The sequence below is a fragment of the Curtobacterium sp. MCBA15_005 genome (assembly GCF_001864855.1).
Lineage (GTDB): Bacteria > Actinomycetota > Actinomycetes > Actinomycetales > Microbacteriaceae > Curtobacterium > Curtobacterium flaccumfaciens.
The window spans coordinates 44,528-66,083 of sequence record NZ_MJGL01000008.1; the positions used below are offsets into that span (position 1 = coordinate 44,528).

General features: G+C 70.5%; 20 protein-coding genes and 1 pseudogene. 17 read left to right on the forward strand and 4 right to left on the reverse strand.

Annotation, left to right across the window (positions count from 1 at the left end; genetic code table 11):
• Positions 1 to 96: 96 nt before the first annotated feature.
• The gene (msrA, locus tag BIU89_RS06200; RefSeq protein ID WP_071245202.1) at positions 97 to 618 is read left to right on the forward strand and encodes a peptide-methionine (S)-S-oxide reductase MsrA; all 522 of its coding nucleotides are present in this window, start codon (positions 97 to 99) and stop codon (positions 616 to 618) included.
• A gap of 18 nt (positions 619 to 636) precedes the next feature.
• Here msrA and BIU89_RS06205 read toward each other — a convergent pair whose 3' ends face one another.
• Positions 637 to 996, reverse strand: a complete 360-nt coding sequence (locus BIU89_RS06205) for a UBP-type zinc finger domain-containing protein (protein ID WP_071245324.1) — start codon at positions 994 to 996, stop codon at positions 637 to 639.
• Between the two features lie 177 nt (positions 997 to 1,173).
• Between BIU89_RS06205 and ppk2 the strand changes: the two genes are divergently transcribed.
• The 16 genes and pseudogenes from ppk2 to BIU89_RS06280 all read left to right on the forward strand — a co-directional run bounded on the left by ppk2 (position 1,174) and on the right by BIU89_RS06280 (position 17,617).
• Complete coding sequence (gene ppk2 / locus BIU89_RS06210) at positions 1,174 to 2,082, forward strand: polyphosphate kinase 2 (protein ID WP_027467245.1); 909 nt, start codon at positions 1,174 to 1,176, stop codon at positions 2,080 to 2,082.
• A 172-nt stretch (positions 2,083 to 2,254) separates the two neighbouring features.
• Complete coding sequence (locus BIU89_RS06215) at positions 2,255 to 3,883, forward strand: APC family permease (protein WP_071245208.1); 1,629 nt, start codon at positions 2,255 to 2,257, stop codon at positions 3,881 to 3,883.
• Positions 3,884 to 3,898: 15 nt separating this feature from the next.
• Entirely contained in the window at positions 3,899 to 4,738 is an 840-nt protein-coding gene (locus BIU89_RS06220) for an urea amidolyase associated protein UAAP1 (RefSeq protein ID WP_071245209.1), read from the forward strand.
• Entirely contained in the window at positions 4,738 to 5,442 is a 705-nt protein-coding gene (locus tag BIU89_RS06225) for an urea amidolyase associated protein UAAP2 (protein ID WP_071245210.1), read from the forward strand. Before BIU89_RS06220 ends, BIU89_RS06225 begins: the two co-directional genes overlap by 1 nt.
• A complete protein-coding gene (uca, locus tag BIU89_RS06230) occupies positions 5,439 to 9,137 on the forward strand; it encodes an urea carboxylase (RefSeq protein ID WP_217642816.1) in 3,699 nt (1,232 codons plus the stop codon). The genes BIU89_RS06225 and uca overlap by 4 nt, the downstream gene beginning before the upstream one ends.
• Positions 9,138 to 9,154: 17 nt before the next feature.
• Positions 9,155 to 10,924, forward strand: a complete 1,770-nt coding sequence (gene atzF, locus BIU89_RS06235; RefSeq protein WP_071245328.1) for an allophanate hydrolase — start codon at positions 9,155 to 9,157, stop codon at positions 10,922 to 10,924.
• A 26-nt stretch (positions 10,925 to 10,950) separates the two neighbouring features.
• Positions 10,951 to 11,643, forward strand: coding sequence for a TetR/AcrR family transcriptional regulator (locus BIU89_RS06240; RefSeq protein WP_071245212.1), 693 nt, complete (start codon positions 10,951 to 10,953; stop codon positions 11,641 to 11,643).
• 30 nt (positions 11,644 to 11,673) lie between these two features.
• Positions 11,674 to 12,267 (forward strand): biotin transporter BioY, encoded by a 594-nt coding sequence (locus BIU89_RS06245; RefSeq protein WP_071245214.1) that lies wholly within the window; start codon positions 11,674 to 11,676, stop codon positions 12,265 to 12,267.
• Between the two features lie 85 nt (positions 12,268 to 12,352).
• Positions 12,353 to 12,913, forward strand: a complete 561-nt coding sequence (locus tag BIU89_RS06250) for a hypothetical protein (protein ID WP_139178832.1) — start codon at positions 12,353 to 12,355, stop codon at positions 12,911 to 12,913.
• A complete protein-coding gene (locus BIU89_RS06255) occupies positions 12,910 to 13,440 on the forward strand; it encodes a DUF6611 family protein (protein ID WP_071245218.1) in 531 nt (176 codons plus the stop codon). The genes BIU89_RS06250 and BIU89_RS06255 overlap by 4 nt, the downstream gene beginning before the upstream one ends.
• 49 nt (positions 13,441 to 13,489) lie before the next feature.
• On the forward strand, positions 13,490 to 13,831 hold the full coding sequence (locus tag BIU89_RS06260) for a hypothetical protein (protein WP_071245220.1): 342 nt from the start codon (positions 13,490 to 13,492) through the stop codon (positions 13,829 to 13,831).
• A gap of 104 nt (positions 13,832 to 13,935) precedes the next feature.
• Entirely contained in the window at positions 13,936 to 14,556 is a 621-nt protein-coding gene (locus BIU89_RS06265) for a TetR/AcrR family transcriptional regulator (RefSeq protein WP_071245222.1), read from the forward strand.
• Positions 14,557 to 14,583: 27 nt separating this feature from the next.
• Positions 14,584 to 15,297, forward strand: coding sequence for an NADPH-dependent F420 reductase (locus BIU89_RS06270; RefSeq protein WP_071245224.1), 714 nt, complete (start codon positions 14,584 to 14,586; stop codon positions 15,295 to 15,297).
• A gap of 291 nt (positions 15,298 to 15,588) precedes the next feature.
• A pseudogene (locus BIU89_RS19090) lies at positions 15,589 to 15,978 on the forward strand (3'-5' exonuclease); the annotation flags it as partial.
• Between the two features lie 267 nt (positions 15,979 to 16,245).
• Positions 16,246 to 17,064, forward strand: coding sequence for an Lsr2 family DNA-binding protein (locus tag BIU89_RS18880; RefSeq protein ID WP_254791513.1), 819 nt, complete (start codon positions 16,246 to 16,248; stop codon positions 17,062 to 17,064).
• A 367-nt stretch (positions 17,065 to 17,431) separates the two neighbouring features.
• Positions 17,432 to 17,617, forward strand: coding sequence for a hypothetical protein (locus BIU89_RS06280; RefSeq protein WP_139178834.1), 186 nt, complete (start codon positions 17,432 to 17,434; stop codon positions 17,615 to 17,617).
• Positions 17,618 to 17,712: 95 nt separating this feature from the next.
• On the opposite strand, the gene BIU89_RS18005 is transcribed toward BIU89_RS06280, so the two are convergent.
• The 3 genes from BIU89_RS18005 to BIU89_RS06290 all read right to left on the reverse strand — a co-directional run bounded on the left by BIU89_RS18005 (position 17,713) and on the right by BIU89_RS06290 (position 20,818).
• Positions 17,713 to 18,924: a hypothetical protein gene (locus BIU89_RS18005; protein ID WP_139178836.1), complete on the reverse strand. Its 1,212-nt coding sequence runs from the start codon at positions 18,922 to 18,924 to the stop codon at positions 17,713 to 17,715.
• Entirely contained in the window at positions 18,921 to 19,493 is a 573-nt protein-coding gene (locus BIU89_RS06285) for a DUF4365 domain-containing protein (protein ID WP_083404208.1), read from the reverse strand. The genes BIU89_RS18005 and BIU89_RS06285 overlap by 4 nt, the downstream gene beginning before the upstream one ends.
• A gap of 143 nt (positions 19,494 to 19,636) precedes the next feature.
• Positions 19,637 to 20,818, reverse strand: coding sequence for a tyrosine-type recombinase/integrase (locus BIU89_RS06290; protein WP_254791515.1), 1,182 nt, complete (start codon positions 20,816 to 20,818; stop codon positions 19,637 to 19,639).
• Between the last annotated feature and the right edge of the window lie 738 nt (positions 20,819 to 21,556).

Here is a 21,556-nt window from a genome sequence, read left to right on the forward strand (position 1 = left end):
CCCCACAGCGGACCTGACGACGGGAACAGATCGTCCCTGTTGCCGGTTGCACCACACGGTGTCGCAGCCAGTGACACGAGAGCCCAGGAGGCCACCATGACCACCACCGAGACCGCCATCCTCGCCGGCGGATGCTTCTGGGGAGCGCAGCAGCTCCTCCGTCGTCGTCCCGGCATCGTCAGCACCCGCGTCGGCTACTCCGGCGGCGACGTGCCGAACGCGACGTACCGCAACCACGGCGACCACGCCGAGTCGGTCGAGATCGTCTTCGACCCGTCCCAGATCTCGTACCGGGACCTGCTGGAGTTCTTCTTCCAGATCCACGACCCGTCGACGAAGGACCGCCAGGGCAACGACATCGGTCGCAGCTACCGTTCGGCGATCTTCTACACCTCGGACGAGCAGAAGCAGGTCGCCCTCGACACCATCGCGGACGTCGACGCGTCGGGCATCTGGCCCGGCAAGGTCGTCACCGAGGTCACCGCGGCCGGCCCGTTCTGGGAGGCCGAGGACGAGCACCAGGACTACCTCGAGAAGAACCCGCACGGCTACACCTGCCACTTCGTGCGTCCGGGCTGGAAGCTCCCGCACCGCGACGAGGCGACCGCGGCCGTCTGACCTGACGACCGCGGCGGATCAGCGCGATCCGCCGAGCAGTTCCAACCAGTCCCCGGGAAGGCGATCCGCCGGCCCGGGGACTGCCTGCGTCACGGGGTGGCTGGTGGGTGCCGCGAGCTCGAGCCCCTCGGAACGGGAGTCGTCGCGGTAGTCCCACGCCCAGGTCTCGCCGGGCTCGTAGCTCTGGATGACCGCGTGCCCGGTCTCCTCCCAGTGCCGCGTCGCGTGCGTGTTGAGGGAGTCGTCGCAGCAGCCGACGTGGCCGCACGCCGCGCAGCGGCGCAGGTGCACCCACCACGAGCCGGTCGCGTCGCACTCGACGCACCCGTCTCCGCTCGGTGCGATCTCGGGGTGGATCATCTCGGCCTGGTCCGTCATGGCCCCATCATGCCTGTGAAGGGCCACATGCGGTCGGGAGGCACGGGGCGGGCCCGCACCGCGCCTCCAGGCCGTCATCGGGTCGCGTCCAGGGCCAGGCGTGGGGCGGTCGTGCGGGTGGCCGGGCCAGGATGGCCCTGGGGCCGACAGCCGATCGGCTCGCAGAGGGAGGACACCGTGGACACAGCGCCGTACTCGCAGCCGTTGCGGGAGTACATCGAACAGCTGCGGACCGAGGGGTACAGCGTCGCGGACGGCCAGACGGCTGACCCGGAGCTGATCGACCCGCACGGCAACCCGGTGCTCACCTGGCAGGACGACTACCCGTACTCGGAGCGCCTGCCGCGGGACGAGTACGAGTACCAGAAGTACCTGCTGCAGATCGAGCTGCTGAAGTGCCAGTACTGGCTCGAGGACACCGGCCAGAAGGTCGTCGTGCTCTTCGAGGGGCGTGACGCCGCGGGCAAGGGCGGCACGATCAAGCGGTTCACGGAGCACCTCAACCCCCGGACCTCGCGGGTCGTCGCGCTGAGCAAGCCGACCGAGCGCGAGCGTGGTGAGTGGTACTTCCAGCGGTACGTGCAGCACCTGCCGGCCGCCGGTGAGATGGTCCTGTTCGACCGCTCCTGGTACAACCGCGCCGGCGTCGAACGGGTGATGGGCTTCTGCAGCGACGACGAGTACGAGTCGTTCATGACCCAGGTGCCGCAGTTCGAGCGGATGCTGGTCGACTCCGGCATCCACCTGACGAAGTTCTGGTTCTCGGTGACCCGGCGCGAGCAGCGGACCCGGTTCGCGATGCGCCAGCTCGACCCGGTGCGGCGGTGGAAGCTGTCCGACATCGACCTGCTGTCGCTCGACCGGTGGGAGGACTACACCGAGGCGAAGACGGCGATGTTCACCCGGACGAGCAAGCGCTACGCGCCGTGGACGATCGTGCGGTCGAACGACAAGAAGCGCGCGCGCCTCAACGCGATGCGGTACTTCCTGACGCAGTTCGACTACCCGGACAAGGCCGCCGACGTCATCGGCAAGCCGGACCCGCTCATCGTCCGCCGCGGCAAGCGGGACGTGGACGTCGAGTGATCCCCCACTGGTGATCCCCCGCCGCTGATCCGCCCGCCGACTCGGAACGTTTACACGCCGGGGCCTGCCGTCACGCACTCGAAACAGACGGGCAACGGCGACGACACAGGGCCGCAAGACACTTGTCGCACTACCTGTCACCCGACAGGTACTCCGCGAAAGGTCTGCAGTCATGCGTTCTCCGCAAGCACCGCTCCACGCACCGCGCGCCACGTCCGACGTCGACACCCAGGGGCTCGCCCGCCTCGGCTACGAGCAGGAACTCCACCGCGGGGTCGGCTCGTTCTCCTCCTTCGCGGCGGGCTTCTCCTTCGTCTCGATCCTCACCACGGTCTTCCAGCTGTTCGGACTCGGCTTCGGGCTCGGCGGTGCTGCGTTCTTCTGGGCGTGGCCGCTCGTCTTCGGCGGCCAGCTGCTCGTCGCGCTGAACTTCGCGCAGCTCGCGGCCCGCTGGCCCATCTCCGGCGCGATCTTCCAGTGGTCGAGTCGCCTGGCCGGAGCCCGGTTCGGGTGGTTCACCGGCTGGACGATGATCATCGGCCAGATCCTCACCGTCGCGGTGGCGGCCATCGCCGTGCAGGCCGTGCTCCCCGCGATCTGGGACGGGTTCCAGGTCGTCGGCGGTCCGGGCGCGGACCCGTCCGTCGCGTCGCCGACCGGTGCCGCGAACGCGGTGGTCCTCGGTCTGGTGATGCTCGCCGTGACGACGATCGTGAACATCACGAGCGTCCGGCTGATGGCCCGCGTGACGAGCTTCGGCGTGCTCATCGAGATCATCGGCGTCGTCGTGCTCATCGGCGCCCTGTTCCTCCTGCCGCACCGCAGCGCTTCCGTGGTGTTCACGACCGCCGGGTCGACCAGCACCGAGCCGTACGTGTGGGCGTTCCTGGCGTCCTCGCTGATGGCCGCGTACGTGATGGTCGGCTTCGACTCGGCCGGTGAGCTCGCGGAAGAGACCCACAACCCGCGCCGGACCACCCCGAAGACGATCGTCCGGGCACTCACGGTCTCCGGCCTCGGCGGCGGGCTGCTCATCATCGGCGCCCTCGTCGCCGCCCCGAGCCTGACCGACGGCAAGCTCGCCACGCAGGGTCTCGCCTGGGTGATCACCTCGACCCTCGGCGACGTCTTCGGCCGGCTCCTGCTCTGCACCGTCGCCGTCGCCGTCTTCGCGTGCACCCTCGCCGTGCAGACCGCCGGAGCCCGGATGGTCTACTCGATGGCCCGCGAGAAGGCGCTGCCCTTCCACCGCTCCCTCGCCCGGGTCTCGCCCCGCACCGGCACCCCGATCGCCGCGTCGATCGTCGTCGGGGTCGGCGCCGGGCTGGCCCTCGCCGTCAACATCGGGCAGTCCGCGATCTTCACCGCCCTGTCGAGCCTGTGCATCGCGATGCTCTACCTGGCCTACCTCGGGGTCACCGGGCCGCTGCTGGTCCAGCGGATCAAGCTCCGTCGTACCGGGCTGCCGACCGGGGTGGACGAGGACGGCAAGCCGCTGTTCACCCTCGGTCGCTGGGGCATCCCGCTGAACGCCCTGGCGGTGGCGTTCCAGATCGGCATGGCGATCAACCTCATCTGGCCCCGGCCGGAGATCTACGACCTGACCGGCACCTCGTGGTGGCTGCAGTACAGCGCCCTGCTCTTCATCGGCGGCGTGCTGCTCGTCGGCTGGGCGTGGTCGAGCTGGCGGCACCGCACGCACGGGCCGATCACCCTGGCCGAGGTCCCCACCACCGCGGCGGTGCCCGTCCCCGCAGCCGCGACTGCGGCGAGCCCGACCGCCGCCTCCGTCGAAGCCTGATCCGGAAGGAACCCCATGCGCGACCTCCACCAGACCGACAGCGTGCTCGCCTCCCGATCCGACGCACGCGCCCAGGCCGGCTCGCAGTCCGAGTACATGCCGTACCTGCCGGCGTCGTCGTCACCGTTCGCCCCCGAGGGCGTCGACCCCGCAGAACTCGTCTGGGCCGAGACGGTGGCACCGGGCGGGTACACGCACAAGGTGCTGGCCCGCGGATCACGGCTGCGGTTCGACGACCCGACTGGTCAGGCCTGCGCCAACGTCCTGGTGTTCAACGCGCTCGAACCGTGGGAGCGGCTCAACGTCGCCGACACCCAGAAGATCCCGTGGCAGGCGTACCTGGGCCAGGGTTCGCCGCTGCTGAGCGGGGACGGCCGGGCACTCGCGACCGTGCTCGAGGACACCTCGGGGCACCACGACGCGTTCTGCGGCACCTCGTCCGACGTCTGGAACGAGCGGAAGTACGGCGACGCGGCACCCGAGGGGCGCACCCCGAGCGGTCGGTCGCTGTTCGCGAAGGCCGCCGCCAAGCACGGGCTCACCAAACGGGACCTGCCGCCGAGCATCTCGTTCTTCCAGGGCGTGCGGATCGACGCCGAGGGGGCGATGACCTTCACCGGTTCGGCCGGCGCGGGCACCCACGTCACGCTCGTCGCCGAGCTGCCGCTGCTCGTCCTGGTCGCGAACGTCGCGCACCCGATCGACCCGCGCCCGGACTACCTGGTCGGACCACTGCGGGTGCACGCCTGGCGCGGGGCCCCGACGACCGCGGCCGACGAGCGGTTCACCGCGACGCCGGAGCTCACCCGCGCCTACCTGAACTCGATCGACCACGCGGAAGCCCGAGGCCTGTGATGACCGACACGACGACCCACACCCCCGCCTCGACCGTCCCGGTCGGAGCCGTCCACGACCCGGACGTCGCCCTCGACTGGAGCGAGTCCCTGGTGCCGGGCACCGTGGTCCGCGACGACCGGGTCGCCCCGCTGGCGCCGTGGTCCGCCGTGGTCCGCGCCGGTCAGGTGCTCACCATCGTCGACGTCGGCGGCAACCAGAGCGCCGACTGCCTGCTCTACGACGCCCACGACCCCGTCGAGCGGTACAGCGTGCCGGACACCCTCGCCGCACAGGGCAACGCGTACGTCCGGACCGGCACCGTCCTGATGTCGAACGAGGGCCGCCCGCTGATGACCGTCGTCGCGAACGAGATCGACCGGCAGGACACCATCGGCGGCGCGTGCTCGAAGGAGTCGAACACCCTGCGGTACGGGCACCACACCCGGTACCAGCACGGCTGCCGCGAGAACTTCCTGGCCGAGGCCGGCCGCCACGGACTCGGTGCCCGCGACATCGTGTCGAACCTCAACTGGTTCATGAACGTGCCGGTCGAGGCCGACGGCGCCCTCGGGATCGTCGACGGCATGAGCGCCCCCGGCAAGCGGGTCGCGATCCGGGCCGAGCGGGACGTGCTCGTCGTCGTCTCGAACTGCCCGCAGATGAACAACCCCTGCAACGACTTCTCCTGCACACCGCTGCGCATGATCGTGGTCCAGCCGTGACCACCGCGCCCGACCCCACCGGGACCGCCACCGTGAACCAGACCCCCCTCAGCACCGACACCGTCCTCGTCGCGAACCGCGGCGAGATCGCCCGCCGCATCATCCGGTCCGCCAAGGCGCTCGGCATGCGCACCGTCGCCGTCTACTCCGACGCCGACCGCGCCGCACCCCACGTCCGCGAGGCCGACACCGCGGTCCGGCTCGGTCCGGCACCCGCCCGCGACTCGTACCTGCGCATCGACGCGGTGGTGCAGGCAGCGAAGGACACCGGCGCCGGACTCGTGCACCCCGGCTACGGGTTCCTGTCCGAGAACACCGACTTCGCCCGGGCCTGCGAGGACGCCGGTATCCGGTTCGTCGGGCCGACCGCCGACCAGATCGTCCGGTTCGGCGCGAAGCACACCGCCCGCGAGCTGGCCGCCGCCGCCGGGGTCCCGATGCTCGCCGGCACCGGGCTGCTCGCCAGTGTCGACGACGCCGTGGCCGAGGCCGAGCGCATCGGGCTGCCCGTCATGCTCAAGGCCACCGGGGGCGGCGGCGGGATCGGCATGCAGGCCTGCTCGACCCTCGACGAGGTCCGCGAGGCGTACACGAGCGTCGTCCGCCTGGCGACCGCGAACTTCGGGTCGGCCGGCATCTTCCTCGAGCGGCTCGTGCGACCGGCCCGGCACGTCGAGGTCCAGCTCTTCGGCGACGGCGAGGGCCGCGTCGCGGTGATCGGCGACCGCGACTGCTCCCTGCAGCGCCGCAACCAGAAGGTCATCGAGGAAGCCCCGGCACCGGCGCTCCCCGAGCACGTCCGCGCCGAGCTGCACGCGTCCGCCCGCCGCCTGGCCGAGAGCGTCGGGTACCGCAGCGCCGGCACCGTCGAGTTCGTCTACGACCCGGTGCGCGAAGAGGCGTCGTTCCTCGAGGTGAACACCCGCCTGCAGGTCGAGCACCCGGTCACCGAGGAAGTGTTCGGCGTCGACCTCGTCGAGCTCATGCTCCGCCTGGCCCGCGACGGTGCCGCCGGCATCGACCCCGACGTGTTCGACCGCACCTGGACCCCGAACGGCCACGCCGTCGAGGCCCGCGTCTACGCCGAGGACCCGGCGAAGGGCTCGCTGCCCTCCAGCGGCCTCGTCACCCAGGCCGTGTTCCCGAGCGCGACCACGGCATCCGGCGAGCGCACCGGCATCCGCGTCGACGGCTGGGTCGAGACCGGCTCCGAGGTGTCCGCGTTCTACGACCCGATGCTCGCCAAGGTGATCGCCACCGGGGAGACCCGCGACGACGCGCTCGACCTGCTGCGCGACGGGCTCGCGGCCACCCGCATCGACGGCATCGTCACGAACGCCGGGCTCCTCCGCGCGCTGACCGACGACCTCGAGCTCCGCACCGCCACGCACTCCACCTCGACGCTCGACGCGACCGAGGACCCGGACCCGCGCATCGACGTCGTCGCCCCGGGCACCATGACGATGATTCAGGACCTGCCCGGCCGGGTCGGGTACTGGCAGGTGGGCGTCCCGCCGAGCGGCCCGTTCGACGCGGCGTCGTTCGCCGAGGCGAACCGCGCCGTGGGCAACCCGGACGGTGCCCCCGCGCTCGAGGTCACCGCCACCGGCCCGACACTCCGGTTCTCGGCCGCCGCGGTGGTCGCGCTCACGGGTGCGCCGGCGCCGGTCACCCTCGACGGTGAGCCCGTGGCCCTGTGGGAGCCCGTCGAGGTCGGCGCCGGCCAGACCCTGGCGATCGGCACGGCCCCCGGTCCGGGCCTCCGCACCTACCTGGCGGTCCGGGGCGGCTTCGACGTGCCGACCTACCTCGGCTCGACCGCGACCTTCACGCTCGGTGGCTTCGGCGGTCACGCCGGTCGGGCCCTGCTCGCCGGCGACGTCCTGCGCCCGGGCTCCCCGGACTCGGACGCCCCGCACCCGGCGTTCCCGTCCGGAACCCGTCTGGGCCTGGTGGGCGGCCCGACCCCGGCCGACCGCCGCACCGCGCTGACCGACGCGTGGGAGATCGCCGTCACCGAGGGGCCGCACGCCGCGCCGGACTTCTTCACCCGTGCCGACCTCGACGTCTTCTACGCCACCGACTACGCCGTGCACCACAACTCGGCGCGCACCGGCATCCGGCTCATCGGCCCGCGGCCGGAGTGGGCGCGGACCGACGGCGGCGAGGCCGGTCTGCACCCGTCGAACATCCACGACACCCCGTACGCGGTCGGTGCGATCGACTTCACCGGGGACACCCCGATCATCCTGGGACCGGACGGGCCGTCGCTCGGCGGCTTCGTCTGCCCCGCCGTGGTCGCCAGCGGCGACCTGTGGAAGCTGGGCCAGCTCCGACCGGGTGACACGGTCCGGTTCGTCCCCGTCCGCGAAGCCGACGCCGCCGCGCTCGACGCACGCCGGGCCTCCAGGACGGTGCCGCGCACCGGAGGCGACGGCGACGACGGCGTGATCGCCCGCCTGGACGCGACCGACGTGCGGCCGAGCGTCGCGTACCGACGCGACGGCGACGACAACGTGCTCGTCGAGTACGGCGACATGACCCTCGACATCGCGCTGCGGATGCGCGTGCACGCGCTCATGACGAAGCTGCAGGAGCACACGCCGAAGGGGATCCTCGACATCACGCCGGGCATCCGCTCGCTGCAGGTGCACACCGACGCGTCCGTGCTCAAGGCGCGCGACGTGGCGGGGCTGCTCCGCGAGCTCGAGGACGAGATCCCGCCGACCGACCAGCTCGTCGTGCCGTCGCGCACCGTGAAGCTGCCGCTGTCGTGGGACGACCCGGCCACCCGGCTGGCGATCGAGCGGTACATGAACGGCGTGCGGAACGACGCCCCGTGGACGCCGTGGAACATCGAGTTCATCCGTCGCATCAACGGGCTCGAGAGCGTCGACGACGTCTTCCGCACCGTGTTCGACGCGAGCTACCTGGTACTCGGCCTGGGCGACGTGTACCTCGGCGCCCCGGTCGCGACCCCGCTCGACCCCCGGCACCGCCTGGTCACGACGAAGTACAACCCGGCCCGCACCTGGACCGCCGAGAACTCCGTCGGCATCGGCGGCGCGTACCTGTGCATCTACGGCATGGAGGGTCCGGGCGGCTACCAGTTCGTCGGCCGCACCGTGCAGATCTGGAACCGGTTCCGCCGGGGCGGACTGTTCCAGGAGAACCCGTGGGCGCTGCGGTTCTTCGACCGGATCGAGTGGTACCCGGTCGGTGCCGACGAGCTGCTCGAACTGCGCGCCGAGACGGACGCCGGACGGGGCTCGTTCGAGACCGTCGAGGGCGAGTTCTCGATCGCGTCGTACAACCGGTTCCTGGCCGACAACGCCGGGTCCATCGCGGACTTCCGGGCGCAGCAGGCGCAGGCGTTCGGCGAGGAGAAGGAGCGGTGGCGGGCATCGGGCGAGTTCGACGTCCGTGACGAACCGGCCGCCGTGGTGGCCGACGCCGTGACCGTCCCCGAGGGGTCGACCGCCGTGTACGCCCCCTTCACCTCGACCGTGTGGCAGGTGGACGTCCGCCCGGGTGACCGCGTGGACGAGGGGCAGAAGCTGCTGGCCGTGGAGGCGATGAAGATGGAGTCGATGGTGCACGCACCGGTGCCGGGCCACGTGCTCGAGGTGTACATCAAGCCGGGCGACCAGGTCGCGCCGGGCCAGGTCCTCGCGGCGATCGGAGCGGCAGCGTGAGCGGGACGAGCGCCGGCGTGAGCGGGACGAGCGCGGCGAGCGCCGGCCCGACCGCCGCCAGCGGGGCCGCCACGACGTCCGCCGCGGCCCGCGTCCGCGACGCCTTCGCCCGCATCGACGCCGCCGACCGGCCCGAGGTCTGGATCACGCTGCGTGACCGTGCCGACGTGCTGGCGGAGGCCGAAGCCGTCGACCCGACGCTGCCCCTGGCCGGCCTGCTGTTCGCCGTGAAAGACAACATCGACGTCGCCGGCCTGCCCACCACCGCAGCCGCCCGCTCCTACGCCCACGACCCCGCAGCCGACGCCACCGCCGTCGCCCGGCTCCGCGCCGCCGGCGCCGTCGTCGTCGGCAAGACGAACCTCGACCAGTTCGCCACCGGCCTGGTCGGCACCCGCTCGCCCTTCGGTGCGGTCCGGAACGCCTGGGACCCGACGCGGATCTCCGGCGGCTCGTCGAGCGGTTCCGCCACGGCGGTCGCCCTGGGCATCGTCGACTTCGCGCTCGGCACCGACACCGCCGGGTCCGGCCGGGTGCCCGCCGCGCTCGGCAACCTGGTCGGGGTGAAGCCGACGAAGGGACTCGTGCCGAACACGGGCGTCGTCCCCGCCTGTCGCTCGCAGGACTGCGTCACGGTGTTCGCCCGGTCGCTCGACCTGGCGCGCACGGCGGCCGAGCTGATGGCCGGCCCGGACGGCGTCGACCCACTCGCGCGGCCCGACCTCGCCCTCGCCGACCTGCCCGCCGTCCCGCGCATCGCGGTGCCGCTCCCGTCACAGCTCGAGGGGCTCGCACCCGGCTGGGCCGAGGCGTTCGCCGCGGCCGTCGACCGGTTCCGTGCGCTCGGACACCAGGTGGTCGAGGTCGACATCGCACCCCTGCTCGACGCCGCGTCGCTGCTCTACGACGGCGCGTTCGTCGCGGAGCGGTACGCGGCCGTCGGTGCCCACATCGAGGCCCACCGCGACGAGGTCGGTGCTGACCTCGACCCGTCGGTCGCCGCGATCGTGCTCGGTGGCGCACGACCGACCGCCGCGGAGCTCTTCGCCGACCAGGAACGGCTCGACGCGTTCGGGGCAGCGGGTCGCGCCGCACTCGATGGCACCACGGCACTGCTCACCCCGACGACGACGTGGCACCCGACGCTCGAGCAGGTCGCGGCCGACCCGATCGGCGCGAACAGCCGGATGGGTCGGTACACGAACTTCGCGAACCTGCTCGACATGGCCTCGCTCGCGGTGCCAGCGGGCTTCGTCGACGGGCTGCCGTTCGGCGTCATGCTCACCGGTCCGGCGTTCACCGACCGGCGCCTGGCGGCGTTGGCCGCCGCGTTCGCCGCTCCGACCGTCGACCTGCTGGTCGTCGGGGCGCACCTGCGCGGTCAGCCGCTGAACGGGCAGCTGGTCGCGTCCGGCGGATCGTTCGTCCGGGAGGCCCGCACCGCGTCCGACTACCGGCTGTACGCCCTCGACACGGTGCCGCCCAAGCCCGGGTTGGTCCGCGTGGGTCCGGTCGCGTCCGGCGCTGCTGCTCCGGGCTCGGGCTCGGGCTCCGGTTCGGGGTCGGGCTCGGGCTCGGGCTCGGGCATCGTCGGGGAGGTCTGGCGCCTGCCCGCCGCCGGCTTCGGCACCTTCGTCGCGGCCCTGCCGGCACCGATGGCGATCGGCACCGTGGCGCTCGACGACGGCACCGAGGTCACCGGGTTCCTGGTCGAGCCGTTCGCGGTCCAGGGGGCCGAGGACATCACCCACCACGGCGGCTGGCGCGCGTACCGGGAGCAGTCGTGACGGACACCGGCTGTCAGGATGGGGGCATGTCCCCCGACGACCGGCCCGTGCGCCCCGGCCGACCGCGGGTCGTGCCGAACGCCGACTCCGCGCTGAGCCCGCGCGACCAGATCCTCGACGCCGCCGCCGCGCTGTTCGTCGAGAACGGCATCAGCGCGACCTCGACCCGGGCGATCGCCGAACGGGTCGGGATCCGGCAGGCCTCGCTGTACTACCACTTCGCCGGCAAGGACGACATGCTCGTCGAGCTGCTCACGACCTCGGTGCGCCCGAGCCTCGAGCTGGTCCGCGGCCTCGAGCAGCTCGTGCCGGAGTCGGCCTCGGCAGCCGGTGCCCTCGCCGCGCTGGTCGTCGCCGACGTGGACACCCTCGCCCGTACGCCGCACAACATCGGCACGCTGTACCTGCTGCCCGAGGTGCAGGGCGAGCGCTACGACGGGTTCCGGGCCGAGCGCGTCGAACTGCAGGAGGCCTACGGGCGCCTCGGCTCGCGCGCTGCCACCCCGGACGTCGCCGCCGGTGTCGCGCCGTCGCGTCTCGGTGCGGTGCTCATCCAGATCACCGAGACCGTGATCCAGCTCCGCCGGTCCGGCCCCGTGCAGGACGCCGACCGCGACGCTCTCGTCGCGACCTGCCTGCGCGCCTGCGGCCTCGACACCGCCGCCGTGGACGGGGCCCGGCGCGACGCCGAGTCCCTGCTGGCCGCCGTCGCGGTCTGACCCTCCCTCTCCCCTCTGCAAGGAGTCACCATGACCACGATCACCCCCGCCGCACACCGTCCGCTCGCCGACGCGCTGCTCCCCCGCACCGCCGTCGTCAGCACCGCCCTGGTCCTCGGCGGCGCGCTGCTGACCGCCGGTGCCGCGCAGGTGTCCGTGCCGATCTGGCCCGTCCCGATCACCGGGCAGACCCTGGCCGTGCTGCTCGTCGGCAGTGCCCTCGGCGCCCGTCGCGGTGCCCTGTCGATGCTCGTCTACGCGCTGCTCGGTGTCGTCGGGCTGCCGGTCTTCGCGGACGGTTCGGCCGGGGTCGGCGTGCTCGTCGGCCCCTCCGGCGGGTACATCGTCGGCTTCGTCGCCGCCGCGGCCCTGGTCGGTTGGGTCGCCGAACGCTTCGGCGACCGCCCGCTGCGGAACGCGCTGCTGTCCTTCGCCCTCGGCACCGTCGTCACCTTCGTCGCCGGGATGGCCTGGCTCGCAGTGGCACTCGGCCTCGACCTGCAGCAGACCCTGCAGTACGGGCTCTACCCGTTCGTCCTCGGTGGTGTGGTGAAGACCCTGATCGGCGCCGGCGTGATCTCCCTCGGGTGGACCGCAGCCCTGCGCTCGGCCACCCGCCGGTGAGCGCTCCGTCAGGACTCCGGCGCCGGCCGTAGGGGTTCCGTCAGGAGGCCTTCCGCGCTGTTCGAGCCCGCGAGAGCGTGTGGTCGTGACACTGACTGCGATCATGCCGACGCTCCGTGCGTCGCTCCCCGATCCGATGGACCCGTTCCTCTGGCCGGCCCACACCGTCGCGACCACCGACGACCTGCTGGTCTCGGCGATCTCGATGGTCCGGCTCGCCGACCTCACCGGCACCCCGACCGTGCACACCACCGAACAGTCCCCGCCCCGGTACCGCCCGCGCGGCTGGGCACCCCGCGACGTGAGCGTCGCCGTGGCGGCGGTCACCCGTGTGCGGCGACCGCGCACCGGGGTGGTGCTCCTGGAACTCGACGCGGTCCTGCCGACCTGCGCCGTGCTCGACCAGGTGCGCCTGATCGGACGCCGGAGCACCGCTCCCCTCTCCCCGATGTACGTCGTCACCCGCTGTGACGGTCAGGCCGACGGTCCGTTCCACCGCCTCCCGGCTCCGTTGCCCGCCGATGTCCGCGAAGGCGACCTGGTCTGCTTCCCGTGCCTGGCGACCGTCCGGCACCGCGACGTCGTCGAGCCGGTCCGGGCGGAACTCGCGCCGGTGCGTGCGGAACTCGCGCCGGCGGATCGATGACCACGGCGCTGCCGGTCCGCACCCGGCTGCTCGACGGCACCCACCTGTGGGGTCGGTACACGATCCGACCCGTCGGGCGGACGCTGTGGAGCTCGCGGACCCTCGTCGTGTTCCCGCCCGGCACGACCACCGGCGAGCGCCTGCTGCTGCGTGCCTGGCACGTCTGGCCGGCCGTCGGGGCGGTCGTCGCCCTCGCTGCCCTGGTGCTCGCCGTCTCGGTCCCCGCCGTCGGCACGACCACCGCGCTGCTTCTCTACGGCGGCGGCTTCGCGGTCCTCGCCCGCGCCACCCGCGCGCTGCGACCACGGGTGCGGTCCGTCACCGTGACGACGTTCCTGGGCGACGGCCGCCGCGAGGTCCACGGCGACGAACGTCTGCTCACCGGCTCCCTGGACGCGCTGTCGATCCTGGAGCAGGCGCTCCGGGCCGACCGCATCCGCCCCGTCGACTTCGAGCTGATCTGGGCGGACGTGTGGAACGCCCTGGAATCCCCGGACCCGGACCACCGCGTGCAGCGGTCAACCTGAAGCCCGTTCCCGCGCCGCGCGTTTGTATGGGTCCGGGAAGGAGTACGCGATGAAGCACATCCACTACGACGCCACCACGATCCTGGTCGGTGACGACGTTGCCGACGCCGTGATCGAGTACGCCGCGGCCCTCGCAGGCGGGGACCGAGCCGACACCGTCGACGTGCCCGCCGTCGCCGACGACGGGACGATGACCACCACGAAGATCCTCATCGGACCCGCGAGCGAGATCGTCATCGAGGACGCGGAAGAGGACGAACTCGAGATGGACAACCGGGAATTCGTCGGGCGGCTGCGCGCCGCCGCGAAGACCTTCGGGCACAGCGAGCCGATCCACGCGAACACGCGGACGGACCTGGCGGACGCGGCGGAGGCTGCCGAGGAGTCCTGACGCCTGGGCGTCGCGCTGCAGCGACGAAACGGAGAGGGTCTCCTGTATTGTGGTGGTTCCGGAGAGCTTCTCCGCTTCCCGACGCCACAGCCTGGAGGCCCGCCATGCCCGAGCAGACCGCTCCCGCCGGGCGCGCCCCGCGTTCACCGCGCTCCCCGCGTCCCGCGCGCGCTGACGCGCTGCGGAACCGGGACCACATCCTGCGGGTCGCGGAGCGGGCGTTCACCGAGCACGGCGTGACCGGATCGCTCGACGCGATCGCCAAGCGGGCCGGCGTCGGCGCCGGCACCCTGTACCGCCACTTCCCCACGCGCGAGGCCCTGCTCGCCGAGCTCCTCGCCGCCCGCGACGAACACCTGGTGGCCCGTCGCGAGGCGCTGCGCGACGGCTCCGTGGACACCGGCGACGCCCTGCACGGCTGGCTCGACGCGGTCACCGAGTGGGCCGGCACGTTCGACGGGCTGCCCGAACCACTCCGCGCCGCCGCGTCGTCCGACTCGTCGCCGCTCGCCCTGACGTGCCAGGGGTTCATCACCACCACGGACGAGTTCCTCCGCGCCGCCCAGCGTTCCGGTCGTGCGCGTGCCGACGTCCGCGCGCGGGACCTGTTCCTCGCCGCGTTGGCGACCAGCTGGGTCCGGGGTGCCGCGATGGCCGACGACTCGTCCTCCGCCGCGCTCTCCGCCCTGTCGCGGCGCGGTTGGGAAGCCCCTGCTCTCCCCTGACCTCCACCACTGTTGAAAGGGCACCACATGAACCGCATCGGCATCATCGGCAGCGGAGCCATCGGCACCGCGATCGCACGCCTGGCCGTCGCCGCCGACCTCGACGTCCTCATCGCGAACTCGCGCGGCCCCGAGTCGCTGCAGGACCTCGTCGCCGAGCTCGGCCCGCACGCCCAGGCCGGCACCGTGCGACAGGCCGTCGAGTTCGGCGACGTGCCCGTCCTCGCGATCCCGCTCACCGCCTACCCGGCGCTCGCCCCCGACCTCGACGCCTTCGCCGGGCGGACCGTGCTGTCGACGGGCAACTACTACCCCGGTCGCGACGGCCGGATCGAGCCGCTCGACACCCTCGCGACGACCACGGCGGAGTGCGAGCAGACGCTCCTGCCCGGCACACGGATCGTCAAGGCGTTCAACAACATCGTCGCGCACCACATCCCGAACCTCGCGGGCTCCACGCCCCGCACCGCACTGCCGATCGCGGGCGACGACGAGCAGGCCAAGGCCGTGGTCGCCGAGCTCGTGCAGCTGCTCGGGTTCGACACCGTGGACGCCGGCACCCTGGCCGACTCGTGGCGCTTCGAACCGGAGTCCGGGGCGTACACGGGGATCTACGCGGCGAGTGCCGAGGGCTTCGCGGCGGACTACCTGGCGGATCAGGGAGCACCGTTGCCGGCGGAGCGGCTGCGGGACGTACTGGCGGTGTCGCACCGGGCGGATGTGGCGAACCGGCAGTTCTGACGACGCGGGTCCACCTTCAGATCCCTCCGGAATAGCCAGGCCGAACACTGGCCCCTCTTCTGGGGACGCCCGATCGTCCCCCGTGCCGGCGGCTGTCTTCTAGCGTGAGACGGAAGACCGCGACGCTCCCGTTCCCCGCGAGCATCCGTCGCGGCGGGGTGGAAGAAGGCATCGGTGGGACTGTTCAACTGGCTGTTCGGACGTCGGGCGCACCCGGCCAAGCACCCGGTAGCGCCAGCGTCTGCACAAACGACAGTGAGCGCCGGTGCGCCTGCGTTCGCAGTCGTCGACGTGGAGACGACCGGGCTGTCACCGCAGCGGGACCGCATCCTCGAGGTTGCGATCGTGCGGCTCGACGCAGCAGGCGCAGTCGTCGATGAATGGGTGACCCGAGTCGACCCTGAAGGACCGGTCGGGGCAACCCACATCCACGGCATCAGGCAGGCCGACGTCGTCGGTCAACCGCGTTTCGCTGAGGTCGCCAGCACGGTCGTCGCACGTCTCTCGGGGCTCGCCGTCGTCGCGCACAACGCCAAGTTCGACCTGGCGTTCCTCCGGAACGAGTTGAAGAGCGCCGGGTGGGACGTGCCGTGGATCGCTGCGTACTGCACGCTCGATGCCAGCTACGCGTACCTGCCGGACATGGACCGGCGCCGACTCGCCGACTGCTGCTGGGCGGTGGGCGTCCGGCTCGACGACGCGCACTCTGCGCTCGGCGATGCGCGAGCCGCCGCGGGGCTGCTCGGTGCCTACGTCGGGCTGAACGGCGGTCCGGATCCTGTGCTGATCGAGGCGCAGGACCTCGCGAGGAGCACGCGGTGGCCGTCAGGTCCGTCTCGGTCGCCGTCGCGGTCTGCTTCGCCGTCTACCAAGGGGCCGCGCGTCGACGGGGCGTCCGTCGGCAGACGTCCTGCACGGACCGCCCCGCCACGTCCCACCGCTCCCCCGTTGCTCGAACAGCTCACCGCGATGTCCCTCCTCGAAGTACTCGAGGAAGGAGCACCCGTCGGGTCGACGGCGTACTTGGAGATGCTCTTCGACGCCCTCGAGGACGGCGACATCTCCGACGCCGAGTCCGTGGCCCTGCAGGAGCTGTGCGCCGAGTACGAGCTGTCCCCAGCAGACATCAGCGCGGCGCATGAAGCGTTCCTCCTGGCGCTGGCGCACCGGGCGGTCGACGACGGACGTGTCTCGCACGACGAGCGCCGTGAACTGAGGAGCATCGCGTCGCTCCTGGGCGTCGCGGAGACGAAGGTGAAGCGAGTCCTCGACCGCGCTGATGCCGCTCGTCATGCCCGGTTGAGCGCAGGTTTAGGCGCGCTGCCGACCCCGTGGCAACACGGGGAACCGCTCCGCGTCGGGGACAAGGTCGTCTTCACCGGATGCGACGAACGGCAACGTGCGCGACTCGAGCAACGCTCCGAGGAGCTCGGCGTTCGTGTCGTCGGTGCAGTGTCCCGGCTGACCGCCATGCTGATTACGGACGGGTCCTTCTCCGGTGGGAAGCTCGCCAAGGCGACCGAACTCGACACGCGTCGCGTGCACCCGGACACGTTTGAGGTGTTGTTGCAGCACCTCCAGCCCGCAGTGTCCAGCTCGACGACGCCCACCGCGAAGGCCTCGCCCAGCCCGGTCTCGACATCCGACCCGCTGAATGCAGCGTCTCCCTCGGCTGTCCGAGCGTGGGCCGTCTCGGCCGGGCTCGAAGTGGGCGTTCGGGGTCGGCTCCCGAAGCACGTGTTCGACGCCTACGCTGCAGCTCACTGAAGGGGTTCACTCATCTGGGGCAACTCGAACACCTGGGCGTTCCGGGCGGATGCCTCGGCCGGACCGAGGGAACGCAGCGCTGCTCCCGCAGAACTGACGCGATCGCATCGTTGATCTTTGGGACAGGAGAAGAGCCCCCGGTCGCAACCGCGGGCTCCTCGTCGTGTTGCTGGCGGTACCGGTGAGATTTGAACCCATAGGCCGAGCAGCGGAAGTAAGGGCGAAGCGGCGAGATCCCCGTCCTGACGCGGAGATGGGACGCGGTTGCTCCCACCTTCACCCGTCTTCAAACCGGTTATCCGTTACTGCTCGGTTACCGCAGCACCGACGGCGAGCCGATTTCAAGGCCAGCGGAGCAATGCGCGCCGTGAAGCTCGATCACGGGCCCGATCAGGCTTGCGTCATCCGATACGACCCCGCGCAGTCTGACGTCGCGAAACCCGAAACGCGGATCTCCGACGAAGTCGCGAACATCTGCGAGTCGGCCGACGCGAACGGCCATGCACTGTCGGGTCGCGGCAGCCTGAGTCAGGCGGTCCGTGACGCTCACTGACACTATCCAAGCGACGACGGCAGGCGCCCCACTCGAGGTGCTGGCCGTCGCTCCTACCGATGGTCAGCACTTGCGACACCCTGGGGTGCCTCTCCTTACGCGCTCACATCATCGATTCCCGATAGTGCATCCTCGAGAGCTCGCGGACTCGCGATCCCAGCCAGGCGTGCAAAGCGGCCTGGTCGCCGTTCAACTTCGCCCTGGAGTACGACAGTCGTGCCTTGACTCATCCACAGGTGGATCTGTTCCAGCCGCTCGCGCCGGACGACGGCCTCAACGCGTCCATGCCGCGAACTTGTCCCGGATGGAGCCTGGACAGCGATTTCTCCAAAGGGGTCACCAGGACTGTGCTCGATGCGGATGATTGGACCGGTGATGACGCGCACTGCGTCGCTCCTCGACGTCGACAGCAACTGCACTGCGCGAGAGATCAGGTGGCGTGCATCGGCGTCAGCCGGAATACTGATCCGGCTCGGCGGGTCAGCCGAGATGCCCTCAATGGCTGCCCATGCGAATCCGGTCTCGAGCCATCCGACGTCGGGCTCCGACACGGCACGGCTGAGGTTCGCGAACATTTCCTTCGTACCGCCGGCAATGATCACGGGTGCGAGATCTCGCATGCTCGGATCGGTGGCGGGCTGCACAACATGCTTTTCGAACGCTGCCATCGCCTGCGCGAGAGTGCGCGTTACACGACGCTCCGCAGACTCTGAAGGCGCGGACGAGAACACTTCATTGTCAAGCTGTGTTTCGGGTTCGGGTTCGGGCTCCGGCGGATTGACTCTGAGCGCCACGGGGAAGGTGAACGATCCTTCCTCGGTGTGGGCGAGCCGAGCCTCCCGAACAATCTCATCGGCGAGCTTGGAGTAGTTGCTACCAATCGACTGGCGTGGACGACGAGCCGCTGTCGCCGCTGCACGCATCATGCCGAAGGCTGAGCTGATCACGGTGGCGCCGGTTTCTAGCGGAACGGTGTGGCGACCATCGATGCGAAACCGCGTGACGTCGAATCGCACCATCTCGAGAGCCCGCTCCAACTGCGCTCGCTGCTCTTCGTGAGCGGCGGCGACGCGCTCAAGTAAATCGGTCCAAAGGAAGGTGCCGAGCCTAACCTCGTGCGGAACGTACATCTCGGCTTGGTACGTGACGTTCTTTACCGCGTCTGGGCGATCGTGCGCAACGTAGTCCGATGGCAACTGGATGGCACCAAACGCCCAAAGATCCGATCCACGCGGATTGTCCTCGATCTTCGACCATCCGCGGGATCGCAGCAACGCGACGAGGTCTTCGGCGACGTTTGCGCTCATGTCGCACCTCCCCGTCCGTTCTGGTGGAAGTCGTAGACCTCGTCCCGCCAGTCGTAAAGCGTTTCCGCCGTGATTCGATCCGCGCGCGTGAACTTCATCGACGCGGTGTGTACAGCCGGATCGAACCGCTTCCCGAAGGCCACGGTCCGATGCACCGTCGACGATGTCTTGCCATCAATCCAATCACTGACCACCGACGGCACCTTCACGAGCACCACGAAGACCGGCACCAGACTCTCCGTCCACTTCTCGACCCAGCCGGTCTCGAGCTGCAGGCTTGCAACGCCCAGACCCACCTTGAACTTGCTCGTGCACTTAATCTGAACTTCGGCGCTCGCCCGCCCGAATTTCAACGTGACGTCGACGGCATCGATATCCTCATCAGGGGACGTTTCCTGCAGCCCGACGCCCGCGTGGGCTGCGAGCGAGCGCAAATACGCCACACCGTAGCGGCCCTTGCGCCCGTTGTCCGTGAAATGGCCGCCTGCCGGGATCGCAAGACGCGACGACACAGAGGGGCTTTTCGGAGCCCCTGCGCCTGTCCTGATCGCCGCCATCAGGGTCAGCATAGCGAGGAGTTGTCATGCCTTGGTTGACATCGAGTTGCACTCGTACAGGGTGGAACGAGGTCGCGCGGAAGAGATGAGCGGGACGATCGAGGTGAGCGCCGTGATCGGCTCGCAGGAAGTTCGCGCAGGAACGTCTTTCGCCGCTAGGTGCGGGATGGTCGAACAAGCAAGCGGGCGTTTCGGGCGTTGTCCAATGCGACAGCCACGGTGTCCAGGTCGTCTTCAAACAAGTCCGCATACCGGTCGAGCGTCATCGCCGCGGACGAATGGCCGAGCATGCGCTGCACGGCCTTCACGTTCGCGCCGGCGCTGATCGCCAGAGATGCGGCCGTGTGCCGGAGATCGTGCGGAGTCACGACAGGCATGACCGGCGGCACCTCGTTGCCGCGCTTGCGCGCTTCGGCCGCGGCTTCTTGGTCTGCAGCACGAACGCGGCCGACAGCGCCGACGAACCAGCCTTTCCGAGAGTCACCAGGCCGCAGGTGCTCAAGCCCGGTGCCCCAGAGGAGGTCATCAGCGGACTTCCTGCCGCACGCAGCCTCGATCGCGTCGTCAAGGAACACCGGGTAGACGACCGAGCGGCGCTCGTGGGTCTTCGGAGTTCCGACGATCACCGTCCCGTTGACGTTGACTGCGTTCTCCTCGACGCTGACTCGCCGCGCCACCCGGTCGACGTGCCGAACGCGGAGCCCGGTCGCCTCGCCCCACCTAAGTCCCGTGTAGGCGAGGAAACGCACGAGGTCGGGGTACTTGCACGCGACGGCGAGACGCTCTACCTCCTCGTGAGTGAGGTAGGCACGCCGGCCCTTCGTCTTGCGAGGAAGCTTGATGTCGCGGGCCGGGTTCGAGGCCAGCCGCTTGTCCTTCACCGCCCCGTCGATGATCGCAGCGAGCACGCCATGAGCCCGAGCGACAGTGGTCGCGCTTCGCGTCTCGGCGATCTCGCTGATCCACGCTTGGATCTCGGTGTGCCGGATTGAACCGAGCGCACGACCGCCCCACTTCGGCTCGACGTGTATTCGCCAAGCGGACTCGTCCGAGTGGAAGGTCGATGGCTTGACCCACGCTCGATGGGCGGCGATCCAGTCAGATCCGAGGGCCCCTAGGGTGAGGCGACTGTCGCTGGGGGCGATGTACGACCCATCGAGCTTCGCGGCCTCCACAGTGGTGAGGTAGTTCTCCGCATCGCGCTCCAGCCTGAACCCGCCCTTCCGAGCGGGCTTGCCATCCGGTCGGCGGTAGCGAGCTTCGAAGCGCGAGCCCTGCTTTGTGTCGTACTTATAGACGCTGCCCATCAGTCCCTTGTCGTTTGTGAAGCTCTGCATCGAGGATCTTGGCGGATTCCGAATGCGCCCGCAAGAACGTGCACGAATGTGTATACTTGAGGCCGCAAATGACGAACGCGGCGAAGCAAGCACCGTTACCGATGTAAGTGACAGTCGGGGAAGTGAGCGCCGCAGGGAGAACGATCTCCCACCGACAGATCACCGTCGGATTACCCTCCTCGGGGATAGAGCTAGCGCGATCCGAGGGTCCTCTAGGACCCTCCATGCCCGTCACCCCTGCAGTTAGCACCCCCCTCCTCGACGCCCTGATCACCCCGGCCACCCTGTCCGAGCGTCTTGGCTTGTCGCAGCGCACTCTGAGCGAGAAGCGCATTACCGGCACCGGACCAGCCTTTATCCGCCTCGGGAAGTCCGTTCGCTATCGCCCCGAGGCGTATCCCAGTCGATGGTCGCGTCCGGGGCAGGCGCATGGAACTTCACCCGCCCTCGCACTGCTGCCTCCGTCGCGGTGACAAGCGGGGTGTCGACCCCGGCGACGAGCGTCGCGACGGCGTCCTGCAGACCTCGGCTGGAGGGCATCCGAATGCCGTCTCACCGAACATCACGGACCGGAGACAGGGGACAGGAGACAGGAGAGTTCACTGCTAGAGGAGTAGTCCATGGGGGCGATGACCATGGCCGTGCCCGCTGGGGAACAGGCCAGGCAGGTGTGGCATGCACCGCAGCGGTCGGTAGCAGAGGAGTTCGTCTCGAAGCTGCCCCCCCCCCCCCCCCCCC